At 70.2% G+C, this 18916-nt stretch carries 17 protein-coding genes; 7 read left to right on the top strand and 10 right to left on the bottom strand.

Features of this window, described 5'->3' with window-relative positions; translation table 11 throughout:
• Positions 1-36: 36 nt before the first annotated feature.
• Positions 37-1065 (bottom strand): lipoate--protein ligase, encoded by a 1029-nt coding sequence (lplA, locus tag D7Y13_RS01130; protein ID WP_120582485.1) that lies wholly within the window; start codon positions 1063-1065, stop codon positions 37-39.
• Positions 1066-1206: 141 nt separating this feature from the next.
• On the opposite strand from lplA, the gene D7Y13_RS01125 reads away from it, so the two are divergent.
• Positions 1207-1986 carry a pyridoxal-phosphate dependent enzyme gene (locus tag D7Y13_RS01125; protein ID WP_167508710.1) on the top strand — a complete coding sequence of 260 codons (780 nt, stop codon included), beginning with the start codon at positions 1207-1209 and terminating at the stop codon, positions 1984-1986.
• Between the two features lie 6 nt (positions 1987-1992).
• Here the strand turns inward: D7Y13_RS01125 and D7Y13_RS01120 are convergent, their stop codons facing one another.
• Complete coding sequence (locus D7Y13_RS01120; RefSeq protein ID WP_120531122.1) at positions 1993-2805, bottom strand: hypothetical protein; 813 nt, start codon at positions 2803-2805, stop codon at positions 1993-1995.
• A 251-nt stretch (positions 2806-3056) separates the two neighbouring features.
• Between D7Y13_RS01120 and D7Y13_RS01115 the strand changes: the two genes are divergently transcribed.
• The gene (locus D7Y13_RS01115; RefSeq protein WP_120582484.1) at positions 3057-3983 is read left to right on the top strand and encodes an esterase/lipase family protein; all 927 of its coding nucleotides are present in this window, start codon (positions 3057-3059) and stop codon (positions 3981-3983) included.
• Between the two features lie 21 nt (positions 3984-4004).
• Positions 4005-5057 carry a lipase secretion chaperone gene (locus tag D7Y13_RS01110; RefSeq protein ID WP_120582483.1) on the top strand — a complete coding sequence of 351 codons (1053 nt, stop codon included), beginning with the start codon at positions 4005-4007 and terminating at the stop codon, positions 5055-5057.
• 10 nt (positions 5058-5067) lie between these two features.
• Here the strand turns inward: D7Y13_RS01110 and nadE are convergent, their stop codons facing one another.
• The 8 genes from nadE to D7Y13_RS01070 form a co-directional block, all read right to left on the bottom strand.
• Positions 5068-6063, bottom strand: coding sequence for an NAD(+) synthase (nadE, locus tag D7Y13_RS01105; RefSeq protein ID WP_120531119.1), 996 nt, complete (start codon positions 6061-6063; stop codon positions 5068-5070).
• A gap of 2 nt (positions 6064-6065) precedes the next feature.
• The gene (locus D7Y13_RS01100; protein ID WP_120582482.1) at positions 6066-7661 is read right to left on the bottom strand and encodes a class I adenylate-forming enzyme family protein; all 1596 of its coding nucleotides are present in this window, start codon (positions 7659-7661) and stop codon (positions 6066-6068) included.
• Positions 7658-9628, bottom strand: a complete 1971-nt coding sequence (gene asnB, locus D7Y13_RS01095) for an asparagine synthase (glutamine-hydrolyzing) (protein ID WP_120582481.1) — start codon at positions 9626-9628, stop codon at positions 7658-7660. Before asnB ends, D7Y13_RS01100 begins: the two co-directional genes overlap by 4 nt.
• A gap of 7 nt (positions 9629-9635) precedes the next feature.
• Positions 9636-9884, bottom strand: coding sequence for an acyl carrier protein (locus D7Y13_RS01090; RefSeq protein ID WP_120582480.1), 249 nt, complete (start codon positions 9882-9884; stop codon positions 9636-9638).
• Positions 9885-9990: 106 nt separating this feature from the next.
• A complete protein-coding gene (locus D7Y13_RS01085) occupies positions 9991-10587 on the bottom strand; it encodes an acyltransferase (protein ID WP_120531115.1) in 597 nt (198 codons plus the stop codon).
• Positions 10584-11126 carry an acyltransferase gene (locus D7Y13_RS01080; RefSeq protein WP_120582479.1) on the bottom strand — a complete coding sequence of 181 codons (543 nt, stop codon included), beginning with the start codon at positions 11124-11126 and terminating at the stop codon, positions 10584-10586. The genes D7Y13_RS01085 and D7Y13_RS01080 overlap by 4 nt, the downstream gene beginning before the upstream one ends.
• A 1-nt stretch (position 11127) precedes the next feature.
• The gene (locus D7Y13_RS01075) at positions 11128-12003 is read right to left on the bottom strand and encodes an SGNH/GDSL hydrolase family protein (RefSeq protein WP_120531113.1); all 876 of its coding nucleotides are present in this window, start codon (positions 12001-12003) and stop codon (positions 11128-11130) included.
• A gap of 138 nt (positions 12004-12141) precedes the next feature.
• A complete protein-coding gene (locus D7Y13_RS01070; protein WP_233595318.1) occupies positions 12142-13632 on the bottom strand; it encodes a mechanosensitive ion channel family protein in 1491 nt (496 codons plus the stop codon).
• Positions 13633-13714: 82 nt separating this feature from the next.
• Here D7Y13_RS01070 and holB point away from each other — a divergent pair, with 82 nt between their 5' ends.
• The 4 genes from holB (at position 13715) to D7Y13_RS01050 (ending at position 18854) form a co-directional block, all read left to right on the top strand.
• A complete protein-coding gene (gene holB, locus D7Y13_RS01065; RefSeq protein ID WP_120531111.1) occupies positions 13715-14749 on the top strand; it encodes a DNA polymerase III subunit delta' in 1035 nt (344 codons plus the stop codon).
• Between the two features lie 8 nt (positions 14750-14757).
• Entirely contained in the window at positions 14758-16062 is a 1305-nt protein-coding gene (gene holA, locus D7Y13_RS01060; protein ID WP_370451630.1) for a DNA polymerase III subunit delta, read from the top strand.
• A 71-nt stretch (positions 16063-16133) separates the two neighbouring features.
• The gene (locus D7Y13_RS01055) at positions 16134-16583 is read left to right on the top strand and encodes a hypothetical protein (protein ID WP_120531109.1); all 450 of its coding nucleotides are present in this window, start codon (positions 16134-16136) and stop codon (positions 16581-16583) included.
• 372 nt (positions 16584-16955) lie between these two features.
• Entirely contained in the window at positions 16956-18854 is a 1899-nt protein-coding gene (locus D7Y13_RS01050) for a M4 family metallopeptidase (protein WP_120531108.1), read from the top strand.
• Positions 18855-18916 lie beyond the last annotated feature (62 nt).

Here is an 18916-nt window from a genome sequence, read left to right as displayed (position 1 = left end):
GTGGCGGTCACCGCTGACGCTGTCTGATGGGCCGGGTCAGACCTCGACCTGGCCCATCAACCACGCCTCCAGTTCGCCCAGCTCCCGCTCCTGTGCCGGATGGCGGGAGCGGGCCTCGGCGACGGCCTGCTGCACCCCGTTGCGGCTGTGCGGCTTGCCGACCAGCGCCGCCTGGAGGTCCTGCACGAGGTCCGGGTAGAGCGCATCCGAGAAGACCTGCGCGCGGGTGATGTGTCCGTTCTCCGCGTCGACGTGGACCTCGAAGAAGCCCCAGGACAGGTACTCCACCATCTGGTGGCTGAAGCGGGGCGCGTTGCCGAAGCGCCAGTCCCAGGACGCGTAGTGCTCGAAGGTGCGCTTGAGCGACGGCTGGCCTTCGAGGAACGACGGCTCCAGCAGCTCCGGCTCCGCGGTCGCCCCGTGGAAGTCGCAGAACGCGCCAATCATCGCCTTCACCAGCGCTTCGTGGGAGGCCTCCGGCCGCAGGTCGCGGATGTTCATCACCCGCGAGCGCACCGACGCGCTGCCCTTGGACTCCAGCTTCTTCGGGTGCGGCGTGAGGTAGTTGGACAGCCGCGTGAGGTCCGCGCCGATGAGGAACGTGCCGTGGTGGAACGCGCGGTCCTTCGTCTCGCGGTACGCGCTGCCGCTGATCTTCCGGGGCCCGTCCTCCAGCGGAATCACCAGGTCGTTGCGCCCGGACGCCTGCGCCTTCACGCCCAGGCGCGACAGCGCGTCCAGGAGGATCGTGATGTTGGCCGTCTTGTTGTAGCCCTCCTTGGCTGACAGGAAGGTGAAGCAGGTGTTGCCCAGGTCGTGGAACACCGCGCCGCCGCCGCTCGTGCGCCGCGCGAGGAAGACCTTGTCCTCCTCCATGCGCGTGAGGTTGCACTCGGACCAGGGGTTCTGGTTGCGCCCGATGACGACCGTGTTGTCGTTGCGCCAGAGGAAGAGCGTCTGCGCGCTGGGGTCCAGCTCGCGGAAGATCCAGTCCTCGGTCGCGAGGTTGAACCAGGGGTTGTACGTCTCCGACAGGAGGATGCGGACGCGCGGTGCTTGAGACATGGCGCGAAGCATAACCGTGCGAGCGCCGTCCTCCAGGGGACATCCGCCAGGGCCCGGGGACGATGGCCTCCCGGGCCGCGTCCCCGGACACTCAACGCCAGTCGGGGTGCGCGGGCGGTATGCGCACCGGGAGGGCCGACCATGCGCGGAGCGTATTCCCTGTCACGTCCCCGGGCGGACGGGCCGGTGGTGCTTTGGGGTGGAGCACTGCCGTCCGGAAGCCTCAAGTACCTGACCTTCGCGCGCTACCTGGCCGCGCTGCCGCCGGGCTCGCGAGGCCTCGTGGAGCTGTCCGGTGCGTCGAGCGCGCTGGCGCTGGACGTCCTGGGCCGCGAGCGGGGCCTGCCCACGGTGGCGCTGACGGACGCGGCCGGTGAGGCGTACCTCCGGGCCCACGGCTTCCAGGGACAGGTGCGCCACGCGGACTCCATGGCGCAGCTGTGGGAGCACGCGCTTGCGTATGAGCGCCAGGGTTGGTGCTGGCCCCGGCAGCTGTCCAACACCGCGCTGGTGGCCTGCGTGGAGTCCTGGGCGTCGGCCCTGAGGGCCCACGTGCGCGAGCGCTTCCCGAAGGTGCGGCGCGTGGTGTGCGGCTTCGGCACCGGCGCGACGCTGGTGGGCCTGACGCGTGTCTTCTCCACCGGGGGCTTCACCGTCACCGGCCTGCAACCCGCGCCAGGCCGGCCCCTGCCGGGCTGGCGCACGTGGGCGCACCAGAACCTGGGCCCGGAGGACCTGTTCTTCGCGCACCACCAGCGCGTGCCCCTGGAGACAGCGGCCCCTGCGTCCGACGGCTTCACCGCGCTCATGGACTGGGCCCGGAAGCAGGCCCGGCCGGAAGAGGTGCTCGTCATCGCGCACAACGCCCGGGAGCCGGTGCCCGCCTCCACGTCCTTCTCCGCCGCCAGCGCGCAGGCCTGAGCGGCGCTACCCGTGCAGTGCCCGGAGCCGCGCCTCCACGGCGGCCACCCCTTCGCGCGGGAAGGCAGGCACGTGGGACAGCTCGCGCGCGCCAAGCCGGAGCAGCGCCCGCGCGAGCCCCGGCGAGTCGCCCTCCTGCGCGCGCGCCAGCTCACGCCCCACGCCCGGGTAGACGCGCTCCACGCGCCGCACCGGATCCAACCCGTCCAGCACTGAAGCCTCTGGCGCGGGGACGTGGCGCGCCAGTAGCAGGCAGAACAGACGCACCGCCTCATCGAGCCGCGACCGTCCACTGAGCACCTCGCCGCGCGTGTGGCGTCCCAGGCCCACCAGCACCTGTGTGAGCCATTGCCCGAACAACCACGCATCGTCCGGCGCCGTGCGCTGGAGCTCCCGCGCTGTTTCCCGAGCACGCTCTTCCAACCGCGCGGCCACGTCACCCCGGTCCAACAACACGCGGTAGCGGTTGACGCGGGCCCAGGACAACTCCTCCAGGTCGAACACCGCGAACTCCAACAGGTGCCCGTCGCGGTAGACGACCTTCACGCCGTGCGCTGTCTCGCGGAAGGCATGTGACACCTCCTCCGCGCGCGGCAACCAACCGCGCTCCTGTCTCAATGTTTCAGCGTGCCCGGGCTCTGCGATGACGAAGAAGTCATGGTCGCTGAAGTCATCCGGCAGGTAGTCCCGCGCCGCCATCGAACCCAGCGCCACGAGCCCCCGGAAACGACCGTCCGCGTCAGCCCTGCGCGTCAACTCCGTGGTGAAGTCCTGGTAGGCCGCGGCGTCCATGGTGCGCTCCTCGGGAAGGCCCCGCATGATGCCAGCTCAACGCAGGGCGTTGGACTGTTGATGCGATGCGTTGGATTGCTATGGCGCAATGCGTCTCATTTTGTGTCGCAATGCGTCGCAGAGGGAGAGGGGACAACCCCCGGCGTCTGGCCTGACCCGGAGATGACATGCTTTGCAGGTAAATCAGGGGCTGGCTTGCTTTTTATCAGTGTCTCGCTTTATGGGCTGATTCGCGGGTCAATCCCTCTGACCGGCCCGCCCTCCCACCAGGAGCCTGTATGCGAAACGCTGTCCGGACCCTTGTTCTGGCCGTCGCGGTTCTTGCCCTCTGGGCGCAGCCTGCCCGTGCAGATACGTACACGCAGACGAAGTACCCCATCGTGCTGGCGCACGGCATGGCGGGTTTCGATTCGCTGTTTGGCGTGCTCGACTATTTCTACGGCATTGAATCCAACCTGACGTCGGGCGGCGCGAAGGTCTACATCACGCACGTTCCGCAGTTCAACACGAGCGAGGCGCGCGGTGAGGCGCTGCTCGCGCAGGTGCAGAACGTGCTCGCGCGCTCCGGCGCGAAGAAGGTGAACCTCATCGGCCACAGCCACGGCGGCCTGGACGTGCGCTACGTGGCGGCGGTGCGGCCGGACCTGGTCGCGTCGGTGACGACGGTGGGCACGCCGCACAAGGGCGCGGACCTGGCGACCTACCTGCGCTCGAACCTGAAGGGCGGCTCGTTCACGGAGAGCGTGCTGGCGTACTTCGCCAACAACCTGGGCATGGTGCTGGGCCTGCTGTCCGGCCACACGCAGCCCCAGGACGCCATTGGCGCGCTGGCGGCGCTGTCCTCGTCGGGCGCGGCCACGTACAACGCCAAGTTCCCGGCGGGTCTGCCCACGTCCTCGTGCGGCACCGGCGCGGCGACGGGCACCCAGGGCCAGCGCTACTACTCCTGGTCCGGCACGGATCCCTTCACCAACGTCTTCGACGCGTCCGACTACGCGCTGAAGCTGTCGTCGTTCTTCTACAGCGAGTCCAACGACGGCCTCGTGGGCCGCTGCAGCTCGCGCTTCGGCTCGGTGATTCGTGACAACTACGACATGAACCACCTGGACGAAGTGAACCAGGTGCTGGGCCTCACGGCGTTCTTCACCGACCCGAAGTCCGTCTTCCGCACCCAGGCGAACCGGCTGAAGACCGCGGGCCTGTAGTCCCTCCAGGAGCATCCCGCCATGAAGAGCCGCGCCGTCATTCTCGTGGTCGCGCTGTGCGCCCTGCTGGCTGCCGGCGTCTTCTCGTGGTGGAAGGTCCGGGCGGAGGACTCGCCCGGGCCCGCCGTACCGCTGACCTCCGTTCCCATCGTCCAGGCCCCCGGCCCGCGCGCGACGCCCGCTGGAGCGCCCGTGGCTGGCGCTGGCGGTGTCCCGACGACGACGTCCCCCGGGGAAGCGCTGCCGCCCCTGCCGGGCTCGCTCCGGGACACCGAGGAAGATGGCGCTGTCTTCGTGGATGCGTCCGGGCACCTGGTGCCGAACCCGGACCTGCTGCGCTTCTTCAACTACTACCTGTCCGCGACGGGCGAGGAGTCCCCGGCGCAAATCCGCGAGCGCATCCTCGCGTCGCTGCGGGCGAAGAAGCTGCCCCCGTCCGCCATGGACGAAGCGGTGCAGGTGCTGGACGACTACCTGGCCTATCTCGAAGCGGCCCGCGCGTTCGGACGGACGCCCTCGGCCGGCGCGATGGACACCGCCGAGCGCCTGGAGGCCCTGCGCAAGCTGCGCCGCGAGCACCTGGGCGGCAGCGCCGACGGCATGTTCGGTCAGGAGGAGGCGGTGGACGCCGTGGCCGTGGAGCGGCTGAAGCTGCAGAAGGATGCGTCGCTGACGGCCGACGAGCGCGAGAAGCGCATGGCCGCCCTGGAGGAGCGCCTTCCTCCGGCGGTGCGCCAGAGCCGCGAGGAGGCCGCGCGACCGTTGCGGCAGATGGCCGTGGAGCAGGAACTGCTGGCCGGTGGCGCGACGCCGGAGGACCTGCACCAGCACCGGCTGTCCACCGTGGGGCCGGAGGCCACCGAGCGGTTGGAGACGCTGGACCGCGAGCGTGCCCAGTGGAAGCAGCGCCTGGCGGACTTCCGTGCGAAGCGCGAGGCATTGGGCCGGACCCAGCCGGATCCGGCCCTGCGTCAGGCCGCCGTGCAGCGGCTGCTCTTCGACTCCTTCACCCCGGAGGAGCGCCTCCGGGTGGAGGCCGCGGACTCCATCGAAGCGGCCTCCGGCGGCGGGTGAGGCGCGGGCTTCAGCCGATCTTGTACGGCTTCAGCTCGGAGACCTCTTCGAGCAGCAGCGGCTGCGCGTGCAGGTACGCGGTGGTGCGGCGCTTCTGGTCGATGTCGTCGAACACGCGCTGAACCTGCTGCGGCGTGAGCCCCATCTCCGCGGAGACCTCCTCGGGCGTGACGCCGTGGTTCTTCGCCCAGAGGATGAGGTCCAACTGGGAGTAGTGCACGGAGAAGTAGAAGTCCTCCTGGGACTGCTCCAGGCTGAACGTGTCCGTGGTGGGCTCGCGGTTGAGGATGCCGTCGATGACGCCCAGGTGCCGCGCCAGCTTGTACGTCTGCGTCTTGTAGAGGCTGGCGATGGGCTTCACGTCCGCGGCGCCGTCGCCCAGCTTCACGAAGAAGCCCTGATCATACTCCAGGCGGTTGGGCGTGCCGGACGCGGCGTAGTTCAGCCGGTCCGCGTGGAAGTACTCCATCATCTTGCGCACGCGCTGCTTGAAGTTGGTGGCGGCGACAATCTGCACGTAGGCCTGGGGCGTGAGGCGGAAGCGCTGCTCCTGCCCGTCCACCTGCACCACCACGTAGAAGACGTTGAGGGCGTCCGTGTTCAGCCGGTCGCCGTGCATGACGATCTTCCACTTCATGTCCGGCTGGAAGTCGGGGAACACCGACCGCACCGCCGCGTCGCGCTGCGAGTAGCACCCGGCGGCCTCCAGCACGGGCGCGATGTCATGCAGCGTGTGCTGGATGCCCAGCTTCTCGCAGAGCTCGCGGCCCAGCTTGGAGGACAGCCCGCTGGAGTCGCGCTCCGGCAGGAGGATGCCGAAGACGCGGTCCGGCCCCAGCGCGCGCACCGCCAGCGCGGCGACGCACGCGGAGTCGATGCCGCCGGAGACGGCGACCACGAGCCCGCGCTTGCGCAGCTTCTTGAGCACCGCCTCCTTCAGCCCGTCCGACAGCGACGCGGCCTTGGCCTCCCAGTCCAGTTCCAGCACCTGCTTGGAGAACTTCATCGTCACGACCTCGATTCAGGGGAAGAAAGTGAAGACAGCACGCGCGTGCGCAGGTCGGCCTTGAGCACCTTGCCGGTGGGACCGCGCGGGAGCGCTTCGGTGAACAGCACGTGGCGCGGCACCTTGTGGGCGGGCAGGGACTCACGGCAGAAGCGGCGCAGGTCGTCCTCCTTCGGCGTGGCGTCCGGCTTCAGCACCACCACCGCGCACGCCGCCTCGCCGCCCAGCTCATCCGGCACGCCCACCACCGCGACCTCCAGCACCGCCGGGTGGCGCGCGAGCACGTGCTCCATCTCCACGGGGCTCACCCGGTGGCCGCCGACCTTGAGGATCTCCTTCGCGCGGCCCACGAGGAAGAAGAAGCCGTCCGCGTCGCGCCACGCGAGGTCGCCGGTCCAAAGCCAACCGTCGTGGAGGATGGCGGCGGTTTCGTCGGGTGCGTCCAGGTAGCCGGGCGTCACGTTCGCGCCCTTGGCGACCAGTTGGCCCACCTCTCCGTCCGCGAGGGGCGTCCCGTCCTCCGCGACCACGGCCAGCGTCACGCCCGGGATGCCCTGGCCGATGGAGCCCGCCTTGTCGGTGGCGCGCGCGGGCGGCAGGTAGCTCAGCCGCGCGGTGGCCTCCGTCTGGCCGTACATCACGAACAGCTCCGCCGGGTGGAAGGACTCGCGCGTCCAGCGCACCGTGTCCGGGGACATGCCGCCGCCTGCCTGGGTGAGGTAGCGCAGGGTGAGCTTGGACAGGGACTCGGGCGCGGCCTGGCGGCGCAGCAGTTCGAAGGTGAGGGGCACGCCCGCGAAACCGGTGCACGCCTCGGAGGCCATGGCCTCCAGCACGACCTGCGGGTACATGAAGCGCGGATCCAGGAACACGGAGCCGCCCGCGAGCAGGTGCGTCTGGAGCACGCTCTTCCCGTAGCAGTAGTGCAGCGGAAGGATGTGCATGGCGCGGTCGCGCGCCGTCAGGCCCAGGTACTCCACGATGGAGCGCGTGTTCGCCGCGATGTTGGCGAACGTCTGGAGGACGCCCCGGGGCGTGCCCGTGCTGCCGGACGTGTAGACGATGGACGCAGGCGCCTCCGGTGACAGGGAGGGCAGGGCGGACAGGGGCGCTGGGACGACGTCCGGATCCACCGTGCCATCCTCCTGCAACCACGTGCACGTCGCGGGCGCGAGCAGGCCGCGCAGGCGTTCCGGGGGACGGGAGCCGTGGACCACGAAGAAGTGGGTGAGCGACGCGCGGCCCGTCCAGCGCCGGGCGTCCTGACCGAAGATGACCGCGTGCCGGGCCCCTGTTTGCCCAAGGATGCCCTCCAGCGAGTCCGCGCCCGTCTCACGGTCCAGCTCCACCGCGCACGCGCCCAGCGCCTGCACCGCGAGCCCCGCGACCGCCGCCGCGCAGCCCAGGGGCAGGGCGATGAGGACGCGTGCTCCCGGCTCCACGCCCGCGTCCCGCAGGAGTCCCGCGAGCGCGAGCATCCGTGTTTCGAGCTGGGCGTAGGTGAGCCGCGCCCACGGTGAGTCCACCGCCGGGGCATCCGGTGTCGCCTGCGCGTGGGCGCGCACCCACGAGGGCGCGGTGTCCGCGTGGTTGCTCACGCCGCCTCCAGTTGCACCGCGTCCACATCCGCCTGCGGCACCGGGCGCGGGGTGAGGAAGTGATGCGCGAGCAACTGCGTGGACGCCACGGCGAACAGGGCCATGGTGTCCGCCTCGCTCTCCGCGGAGTTCGGCGCGCGCAGCTTCGCCACCAACCGCTCCACCTTGCGCGCGTCGAAGACGCCCGTGGCGGCCACCGCCTCCGGTGCCAGCAATTCGCGCGCCCAGGCCGGGGCCTCCGGGCCCACCAGCGCGCCCGCGATGGGGGCACGGTAGGGGAACTTGCTGCGCTCCAGGATGGAGGCGGGCACCCGGCCCCGTGAGAAGCGCTTGAGCAGGTGCTTCTCATCCAGCCCGCGCAGCCGCAGGCGCTCCGGCACGCGCGCGGCGAACTCCATCACGCCCGTGTCCAGGAACGGGAAGCGCCCCTCCACCGCGTTGCCCAGCAGCATGCGGTCGCCCTGCGCGGACAGCAGGTATCCCGACAGCAGCGTGCGCGCCTCCAGGTACTGGGCCCGCGCCAGCGGACGCCACCCGGCCACGGCCTTCGGCACGGAGGCGAGCACCGACGCCACCGGATCCTCGTCCGCCACCCGCGCGGCGAACTCCGGCGCGAGGAAGCGCAGGATGCGCCCACTGTTGCCCCACCGCACCAGGTGCGAGAACGCCAGCGCGTCCGGCGTCTCCAGCCCCTGGCCGAAGAACTCGCGCAACAGCTCCACGCTCTGCTGGCTCACCGACAGCGTGGGGTAGAGCTTGCGCAGGAGCATCGGCCGGTACTTCGAGCCCGGCTGGCGCGCCCAGAACTGGCGCACCTTCGTCTCCTTGAACAGGTCGTAGCCGAGGAACATCTCGTCCGACCCTTCGCCCGTCAGCACCACCTTGATGCCGTGGTCGCGCACCCAGCCGCTCAGCCGCAGGAAGGGCGCGGGCGCGGAGCGCATCATCGCCTGCTCGGCGTGGAAGATGACGCCCGGCACCAGCGCGCCAATGTCCCCGTCGCGCATCTCCACCACGCGGTGCTCGGTGCGCAGCTGCTCCGCGACCGTCGCCTGATGCGTGCGCTCGTCGAACCGCGCGTGCGCGAAGCCCACGGAGAAGGTGCGCAGCGTGCCGCCCAGCTGCTCCTGCGCCAGCGCGCACAGCAGGCTCGAATCCAGCCCGCCCGACAGGTACGCCGCCACCGGCACGTCCGCGCGCAGCCGCAGCCGCACCGCCCGGTCCAGCACCGCGCCCAGCTCCTCCAGCAGGCGGGGCGCGTCCGGCGCATCCGGCGTCACGCCGAAGTCCAGGTCCCAGTAGCGGTGGAGCGTCAGCAGGCCGTCCTGCCACTTCGCGGTGTGCGCGGGCGGCAGCAGCGACACGCCTTCAAACGAGGTGCGCGGCGCCACGGGCGCCCAGAGCTGGAAGGTCTGCTTCAGGCCCCGGGCATCCAGCGCGGGCGCGACCAGACCGCTCGCGAAGAGCGCCTTCGCCTCCGACGCGAAGGCCAGCTGGCTCCCCGGCAATGTCGCGTAGAACAACGGGCAGATGCCCACCCGGTCGCGCGACATCCACAGCGTGCGGTCGCGTGGATCCCACAGGGCGAAGGCCCACTGACCCTCGAAGCGGCGCACGCAGTCGATGCCCCACGTGAGGAAGGCCGCGAGGATGACCTCCGTGTCGGAGCGCGTGCGGAAGGCGTAGGCTCCCGACAACTGCTCGCGCAGCTCGACGTGGTTGAAGATTTCACCGTTGAAGACGACGGTGAGGCCCGTGGCCTCGTCGCGCATCGGCTGGTGGCCGGAGGCGAGGTCCACGATGGACAACCGCGCGTGCCCCAGCGCGGCCCCGTCCAGGAGCAGGGCCCGCTGTGCGTCCGGGCCCCGGTGCTTGATGCTGGCGGTCATGCGGCGCAGCCGGTCGGCGTGGAGCGCCGGAGCGGTGTCCGCGCCCGCCTCGAAGGTGAAGCCCGCGATGCCGCACATGGTGGGCTCAGCTCGCCTTCGACAGCGCCTGCTTGCGGCCCACGAACGCCACCACGCGGGAGAGCGAGTCCAGGTTCTCCGGCACCAGCTCCTTGTCGTCGAGCTTGATGTGGAACTCCGACTCGATGAAGGCCACCAGCTCCATCATGCCGGTGGAGTCGATGAGCCCCTTGCGCAGGAAGGAGTCGTCGTCGCCGAACTCATCCACGAAGAAGGTGTCGACGATGAAGGTGTGAAGCGTGTCACGCGTGCTCATGGGGTGGATCCTGTCTGGCAATGGGGTGTGGAAGGACGGTGCTGGGAACAACGCACCCGGCGCGCTTTGCTGAGCGCCGGGCGGCGAAGAAGCAAAGGGGACGGCTTCAGGAGCCGGTGGCTTCGCGGGCCACCAGGTCCAGGCTCATGCTGCGCGCCGGATTGCCCATGGCGAGCGAGTCCGGGGGCACGTCCTGCGAAACGATGCTGCCGGCGGACACCACCGACCGCGCGCCAATGCGCACGCCCGGCAGCAGGATGGCGCCGTGGGCCACCCAGACGTCGTCCTCGATGATGATGGGCGCGATGCGCTGGCCGTCCCGGTCGCTCACGCGCACGAAGGACGCGAACATGCACCGGGCGCCAATCTGCACCGACTCCCACGCCTCCAGCGACACGCCGTAGTTGAACTGGGTCTCCGCGCCCACCACCAGCCGCGCGTTCTCGTAGCAGACCACCGACGTGGGCAGCATGCCGCCCAGGAACGTCAGCTTGTCCCCCAGCTCCGCGTGCCCGTCATTGCGCGCCGCCACCGGTCCGTACGCCGCCACGCCCTGGCCCAGGTGGAAGGCTCGGAAGAGCCACCGCGCCCGCGCGACCCCCACGGCCCGCTCCGCGCGGGGAAGCACCTCCGTGCGCATCACCTGGAGGCCCGCGCGCACCACCTGCGCGGCCTCCGCCGTGGAGGGAAGACCGGCCCTCATCGCGCCCCCTCGCGCCGCAGCGCCCGCGCCGGCGAGCCGCCCACCGACACGCCCGGCGGGATGCGGCGGGAGATGACCGTCCCGGACGCCACGCTCGCGCCCTTCTGCAGGTGGGTGCCCGGCAGCAGGATGGAGCGGCTGCCCACCGTGACGCCTTCCTCCACCACCAGCGGCGTCGACTTGGGCCGCTCGTGCCGGTTGCCGCGCAGCGGGTGGTACATGTTGTCCAGGAGCTTGCACCACATGCCCAGGCGGCTTCGCGCGCCCAGCACCACGTAGGACTGCGCTTCGATGGAGCTGCCACCTTCGATGGTCACGTCATCTTCAATCACGATGCGAGCCCCCCGCTGCGCATGCAATTCAATGGGAGCCATCCGCGCGTCGAACACCACGCGGTGACCTACCTCGACTTCACCCTCACCGTGAATCCAGACGCGCCCCCAGACGGTGGGAATCGCTCCCACCGACTTGCAGCGCCGCAATTTCAGACGCGCGACGGTCGGCCCCAGGCCGAGCATCATCATCAAGGGAATGCGCATGTCAGGGATTGGCCTTCGCGGAGGCCGGGGCCTCGCGCGGGGTTTCGGGCAGGGCCCCGAGGAAGGTGACGAACGCGGAGGCCACGCGCGCCTGTCCCTGGGCATTGAGGTGGCCGCCGTCATCCGAATAGGCGGGCACCATCGCCGGGTAGGCTCGGCCATTCACGTCGAACGTCTCACGCGTGCCGTCGGCCTGGGACGACTCCAGCGCGGCCAGGTCGAACAGCGGCTCCTTGCCGCCGTACGTCTGGCGCATCAGCGCGTTGAACGCCTCGCGCGACACGTTCTCCCCGACGCCGAAGACGGGCCGGCCGCGCAGCTCATTGAACCAGGCCCTGGCCCCGCGCTGCACCGTCGTCAGGGGGGCGGTGACGTGCACGAAGGTGACACCCGGGTGGCGCGTCTTCAGGCCCGCGAGCGTGGCGCGGTACTTCTCGAAGAGGGCCTTCGCGTCGGTGCCGCTGCTGAAGTCGATGTAGCAGAACTTGAGCAGCGCCACGTCCACCTGCTTCGCGAGGCCTGAGTCCAGCAACTGCTCGAAGTGCGCGAGCTTCGTCTCCGGCTGCTCGTTCTGTCCCACCAGCGCATGCGCGAACGTGCCGGGCTTGAGTGTCGCGGTCGCGTCCTTCACCTCCACGAAGGCGGGCGCGGGCGCGTTCGCCGCGGACGTCAGGCCGCGCACCCCCTCCAGGATGTTGCCGCCCACGGACTGGTGGCCGAAGAACACGCGGCGGTGCGAAAGGCGCTCCAGTCCCACGCGTGTCTCGTCTGGCTTTACCTGGGCCGTGGCCGCCGCGCTCTGGGGCAGGGCCATGAGCAGCGCGCCAGGCAGGAGCAGGGCACCTAATCGCGCGGGGAAGCCACGGACGGATTGCATATGTGAACGTTTAGACCCTTCCGGCGCCGAGCGTCAAAGGCCCTGGACGCATGGTTGGATGCATGCCGTCCGGCCCACCACGGGGCGTACCTCCAGAGGGTCGGGATTGCCCCGGAATTGCCCTGTGGAAAGCCACACCTACTCCTGCGTCAGGCCAAAGAGCTGCCGCAGCCGTCCCAGGATGCGGCCGGCCTCGGGGGTGTGGTCCGGGCTTCCGCCCACGGACTGGGCCACGGCGCGCAGTTGGTTGCGGCGCTGGGCGAGCAGCGCGGAGAGCTGGCGGGCAAGGCCCGGGTAGTCGGAGAACAGGCGCGCGAAGGTGGGACGGTCCAGCTCCAGCAGCACGGAGTCCTGGAGGGCCACCACGGAAGCGGCGCGGCGCTCGCCGGTGAGCAGCGACATCTCTCCGATGTAGTGGCCCGGCCCCAGGCGGGTGATCTCCGATTGGAGCGTGCCGGCCCTCACGCTGACCTCGCCGGAGGCCACGACGTAGAAGGTGCCGCCCTCGTCGCCCTCCTGGATGATGCGCTCGCCCTGGCCGAAGCGGCGCACGACGACCTCGCGGTGCAGGCGCTCCAGTTCGTCCGGACCCAGTGGGGTGAACAGGTCCACCTGTCGCAGCAGGTCTCGCACGGTGGTGTCGGCCAGGTCGCGGCGCTTCGTGCTGGCCTCGCGGCGCACGTGCACCGTGCGCTGGGCATGGGGCAGCTCGATGCCCTCGCGGCGCAGCCGGTACCACAGCCGCGTGTGCAGCTCCTCCTTCACGCTGTCCGACAGCGCGAAGTCGTTGAGGAAGACGCGGATCATGTACTGCACGTTGGAGTCGGTGAAGGACACCGTGCGCGCCATGGGCGGCGGCTGGATGAGGACCTGAGGAATCTCCCGGGCCACGTCCAGCAGGGCCTGCTTCACCTGGTTGGGCGGCGCGTCCAGCGACACGCCCAACTGCACCTCGATGCCCACGGGCTCGCGGTGCTGGGTGAAGTTCTTCACGTGCTCCTTGCCCACCATGCTGTTGGGCAGCGTGATGACCTCCCGCCGGAAGTTGGCGATGCGGATGGAGCGCCACCCGATGTGCACCACGCGCCCGGTGTGCTCGCCAATGCGGATGAAGTCGCCCACCTCGAAGGGGCGGTCCAACTGCAGCGACAGGCCCGCGAAGAGGTTGCCCAGCGTCTCCTGGAGCGCAAGGCCGATGACCACCGTGAGCACCGCGGACGTGGCCAGCAGGCCCGCCAGGTCCAGGTTGAGCTGGCTCTGGAGGATGGGCACCGTGGCGAGCGCGTACAGCGTGAAGTCGATGACGTCGCGGAGGATCTTCGGCGTCGTCACCGGCGAGCGCATCCGCACGAGCTTCAGCGCGAACGCCACCGCGGCGCGGATGACGCCGTAGGCGAACGTGAGCATCCAGCCCACGCCCACGGCCTTGCGCAGGCCCTCCGACGTGCCCGCTTCCGGCAGGAAGCGAGACACCGTCCGCAGCACGAGGAACGCGATGAGCATCCGCACGGCGCCCCGGAGGTCGTCGCGCAGGTCCGGGTCTCGGGTGGTGCCGCGGATGCCCAGCAGGACCACCGTGAGGATGGCCCCCGCCAGCAGGGGGAGATGGCCTTCGAGGAAGTTCGGCACGCGGCCTGAATCTGACCGTCCGCGTGCGTGGGGGTCAAGGCGGCGGTTGACGGGTGCCCGCCGAGCGGAGATACACGCCCCCATGACGCTTGCCTCGGTGCAGGGACAGCCCCGCGCGATGGATGCGCTCCAATCCGCCCTGCGGACGGGCTCGGTGCACCACGCCTACCTGTTCGCCGGACCGGAGGGCGTGGGCAAGGAGCTGGCCGCGGTGGGGCTGGCCCAGGCCCTCACGTGCCCCGAGGCTCCGGAGGTGGGCTGCGGCCGGTGCGCCAGTTGCGTGCGCATCGCCAAGGGGCTGCACCCGGACGTCACGTACGTGATGCCGGACGACGAGCGCGTGTCGCGGGGCCTGGCGGGCCGCTCGGACTTCACCGGCACGCCCAGCCGCGAGCTGCGCGTGGAGCAGATAAGGCAGCTCCAGGAGCGACTGGCGCTGCGCGGCCTGGAGTCGAAGCGCAAGGTGGCCATCATCGTCAGCGCCGAGCAGATGAACGTCCAGGCGCAGAACGCCTTCCTCAAGACGCTGGAGGAGCCGCCCTCGGAGACGACCCTCATCCTGGTGGCCAGCGCCATGGACCGGCTCTTGCCCACCATCCGCAGCCGGTGCAGCAAGGTGCACTTCGCCCCGCTGCCGGTGGAGATGGTCGCCGAGCACGTGCGCGAGGCGCGCAAGCTGGACGCGGACACCGCCGCGCTGGCCGCGGTGATGTCCGGCGGCAGCCTGGGCCGGGCGCTCGCGCTGGATGTGAAGGCGCTGGCGCAGCGCAAGGACGTCATCACCGCGTTCGAGTCCCTGCGAGGCAATGACATCCCGGGCCTGCTGCGCTTCGCGGAAGGCCATGGCGGGTCGCGCGAGGACGCGGACACGACGCTGGAGCTGCTCTTGTTGTGGACGCGCGACGTGGCGCTCGCGAAGGCGGAGGCGGAGGCGGGGATGGCGAACCGGGACCTGAAGGCACTGGCGGCGGAGGTGGCGGGACGCACGTCGGAGGCCGCGCTGCACCGGCGCAATGCGCTGCTGGAGTCGGCGCGCGTGGCCATTGGCACGCGCAACGGCGCGCCCCGGTTGCAACTGGAGCGCCTGCTCATCGAGCTGTGCGTGGAGGGCCGTTGAGCGCGGACATGGATGAGGTGCTGGCGGAGGTGAAGGGCGGCAAGGTGTGGCCGCTGTACCTCCTGTGGGGCGAGGAGTTCCTGGTCCGCAAGGGCGCCGACGAGCTGGTGAAGACCCTGGTGCCGGACGCCGCCATGGGGCTGAACCTCGCGGTGCTGGACGCGGCCTCACCGCGCGAGGTGGCTCAGGAGTTGGCCACGATGCCCCTGTTCCCCGGACGCAAGGTGGTGCTCGTCCGGGACCCGGAGTTCATCGCGCCCAAGAAGGGCAAGGGCGACGCGCTGGCCAAGGCGCGCGACGCGTGGAAGGCGGGCAAGCGCAAGGAAGGCGCGCGGCGGCTGCTGGCGCTCGCGGGCCGCGCGGGCTGGGGCGTGGACCAGTTGGACCCGCGCACGCCCGGCGCGCCCACGGTGGAGCAGTGGAAGGACGAACTGAACGTGGACCTGGCGGAGGCGGACCTCGCCTTCCTCCAGGAGGCCGCGACCTTCTGCCGCGAGGAGCGCATCAGCGCGCCCGAAGGCGACGCGTCCGCGCTGCTGGAGCTGCTCCAGAAGGGTGTGCCCCCGGGCCATGCGCTGGTGCTGGCGGCGACGGACGTGGACTCGCGCAGCCCGCTGCTCAAGTTCGCGCAGGACAAGGGCCGCCTCTTCGAGCGCAAGGTGGCCGCGCGGCACAAGGACCTGGACCTCAGTGAGATTGCCCGCGAGTTCCTGGCCCCCCTGAAAAAGAAGCTGGGGCCGGGCGCGCTGGAGGGGTTGAAGGAGCGCATCGGCGGCAACATCCGGCTGCTCCAGTCGGAGCTGGAGAAGCTGGCCGTCTACGCGGAAGGGCCCACCATCGAGGCGGCGCACGTGGCGCTGCTGGTGCACCACGCGCGCGAGGAGGAGTTCTTCGAATTGACGGAGGCCCTCCAGAAGCGCGAGCTGAAGGACGCGCTGTCCTACGCCGAGGACGCGATGGGGCAGGGGACGCACGCGTTGCAGCTCTTGGGCGCGGTGGCCTCCATCGTCCGCTCGCTCTTGGAGAACCACGCCTGGCTGGAGCGGTACGGCGGAGGCAATCCTCCCAAGAACGGGCGCGACGTGGAGACGCGCATCCTTCCGAAGCTGGAGGCGGAGCTGAAGGCCGCCAAGCGCAAGACGCCCAACGCGTGGGCGCTCGCGTTCGGCATGCAGGCCGCCGCGCGCTACGAGCGCCGTGAGCTGCTCAACGCCCTGGTGGCGTGCGCGGACGCGGACCTGGCGCTGAAGTCGTCCGCCAGCGGGAAGCTCGTCATTGAACGGCTCCTCTGGACGGTCTGCACCCGAGGCTGAGGACCGGGCGGGGCAGCGGCCCGGCATCCGGTGCGTGCGCGCCGGGCCGGGCCTGGGGTAGAGGAGGGCCCATGGCGGACAAGCGGCGCTTCGACCTCTTCGCGGACCTCCTCGTCACGCGCTTCCCCCAGGCCACCCGCGTCTATGACGTGGCCGGCGGCATGGGGAAGCTGAACGAGGCCCTCACCCAGCGTGGGCGCACCGTGACCACCTTCGACCTGCGCCACAAGCACCTGCCGGTGCAGTACGCGCAGCGGCCCTTCACCCTGGAGGAGCCCTGCGAGGCGGAGCTGGTGGTGGGGATGCACCCCGACGGCGCCACCCGCATCATCATCGAGTATGCCGCGCGCCACGGCCTGGGCTTCGCCGTCGTCCCTTGCTGCTCCGACAACGGGATGCCCTACAAACCGTGGATGCGGCACCTGGCCGACGTCGCGCGCGACGCGGGCATCACGGTCGTGGAAGAGGTCGCGCTGCCCATGGACGGACGCGCGCGCGTGCTCCTTGGGATGCCGCGCTGACGCACCCGCCCGGCCGCCTGCATCACGTGCGGACGACCGGGCGCGGTGTGAAACCCGGCGGTGCTTTGCTCACCAAGAAAAAGCCGTCAACCATGGATTGCCTGAATAGAGGACACACCGCGCGTGGACTGTCACGGTTGAGGACAGCGCGCGCGGGCGTCTGAAATCCCCTGGAAAGTCATGGGCTTGGCCACCGCTGCGTAACGATTACTTGCACATTTCAGAAGATTTACTGGGCATTCATGTGCCAGCCCGGTTTCGATGCCTTCTCTTGATGCGAAGCATTCCGGCCACTTAAGGCGTTGGCCCGAAGAATGCTCAGTGGAGCGCTGCCACGGCGACACCCCCTTTCGCCTGGCAGGAGGAACCACCTTGGTTCGCACCACTCGTTTCGTTACCGCGCTGCTGGCCACCCTTCCCCTCGCCGCTTGCGGCGTCGGGGACACCAACCCTTCGAATGATCAGCAGAAGCCGGATGAGGTCGCGGATGTGCAGAGCGCGCTGAGCGTGATTCCCGGCGCCCAGATTGTCGGAACGAACGAGGACGGGACGCCTCACACCATCCAGGGTCGTCTGGGCCAGGCGGATCGCCCCCTGACGGGCTTCGCCGCCGCGGACGTGCACACGGCCATCGCCGGGTCCATGCCGGGCATCGCGTCGCTGTTCCGCCTGAACGCGTCGGACCTGCAGGTCCGCCGGGTGTCGGTGGACGAGCAGGGCGTTTCGCACATCCGCTATGCGCAGACGCTGAACGGTCTGCCGGTGGTGGGCGAGGAGCTGGTGGTGCACGTGGATCCGTCCGGCGCCATCTTCGGCGCGAACGGCTCCGCTCGCTCCGGTGGCACGGTGTCCGCGCGCCCGCTGGTCGCCGTGGAGGCCGCCCGCACGGCGGCGCTGCGCGACACGCAGGGCACGGGCCTGGCCGTCACGGGCTCGCGCCTGGTGTACGTCCGGTCGCAGGATGACCAGCGCCTGCGCCTCGCGCACGAGGTGACGGTGACGGGCGAGAGCGCCCTGATGCCGCTGCGCAACCGCGTCTATGTGGACGCGCTCAACGGCGCCACGCTGCTGACGGTGCCGGAGATCCACACGGCGCTGAACCGCAGGATGTACAGCGCGAACAACGGCACCAGCACGCCGGGCACGCTCAAGCGCACCGAGGGTCAGGCCGCCATCGGCGACTCGCACCTCGACACCAACTACAACATGTTGGGCTACACCTACGACTGCTACAAGACGCTGTTCAACCGCGACTCGCTGGACAACGCGGGCACGGCGCTCATCAGCACGGTGCACTACAGCACCAACTACGTGAACGCCTACTGGGACGGCACCCAGATGGTGTACGGCGATGGCGACGGCGTGAACTCCATCGAGCTGGGCAAGGACGCGGACGTCACGGTCCACGAGCTGACCCACGCCGTCACGTCGAAGGAGTCCAACCTCACGTACTCCGGCCAGTCCGGTGGCCTCAACGAGGCGATGTCCGACACGTTCGGCGCCATCTGCGAGAGCCGCGTGAACGGCTGGAGCACCGCGGCGGCCATCTGGATGGTGGGCGAGGATGTCTGGACGCCCGGCACGGCGAACGACGCCCTGCGCTACATGGATGACCCGGCGAAGGACGGTGCGTCCAAGGACTGGGCGGCCAACGTGACGTCCAGCACGGACGTGCACTACAGCTCCGGCGTGCCCAACCTGGCGTTCGCGCTGCTGTCGAAGGGTGGCACGCACCCGCGCGGCCGCTCCACCATCGTGGTGCCGGCCATCGGCGTCGAGAAGGCCGCCCGCATCTGGTACAAGGCCAACACGGACATCTACACGGCGGGCACGACGTTCGCCCAGGCGAAGACCTGGACGGTCCAGGCCGCCGTGGCGCTGGGTTACGACGCGGCCACGCAGGCTGCCGTGACGGCGGCGTGGGAAGCGGTGGGCGTGGGCGGCACGGTGACGCCTCCGACCTGCACCCCGCTGACCAACGGTGTGGCGAAGACGGGCCTGTCGGGCGCCTCCGGCTCCGAGACCCACTACTGCATCGACCTGCCGGCCGCGAAGGCCTCCACCTACGTGCTGAGCGGTGGCACGGGTGACGCGGACATGTACATCAAGTTCGGCTCCGCGCCGACCACGTCGTCCTACGACTGCCGTCCGTACCTCTCCGGCAACGCGGAGTCGTGCAGCGCGGCGGCGAAGACGGCGGCGGGCAAGATGTACATCATGCTCCGCGGCTACTCCGCCTACAGCGGCACGTCGCTGAAGGCCACGTACTAAGCCCCTCCACGCACCCGGCGTGATGCCACGCCGGGCACCGTGATGGTCCCACTTCCGCCTCC

The sequence above is a fragment of the Corallococcus praedator genome (assembly GCF_003612125.1).
Lineage (GTDB): Bacteria > Myxococcota > Myxococcia > Myxococcales > Myxococcaceae > Corallococcus > Corallococcus praedator.
This window is presented reverse-complemented; position numbering and strand designations above follow the sequence as displayed.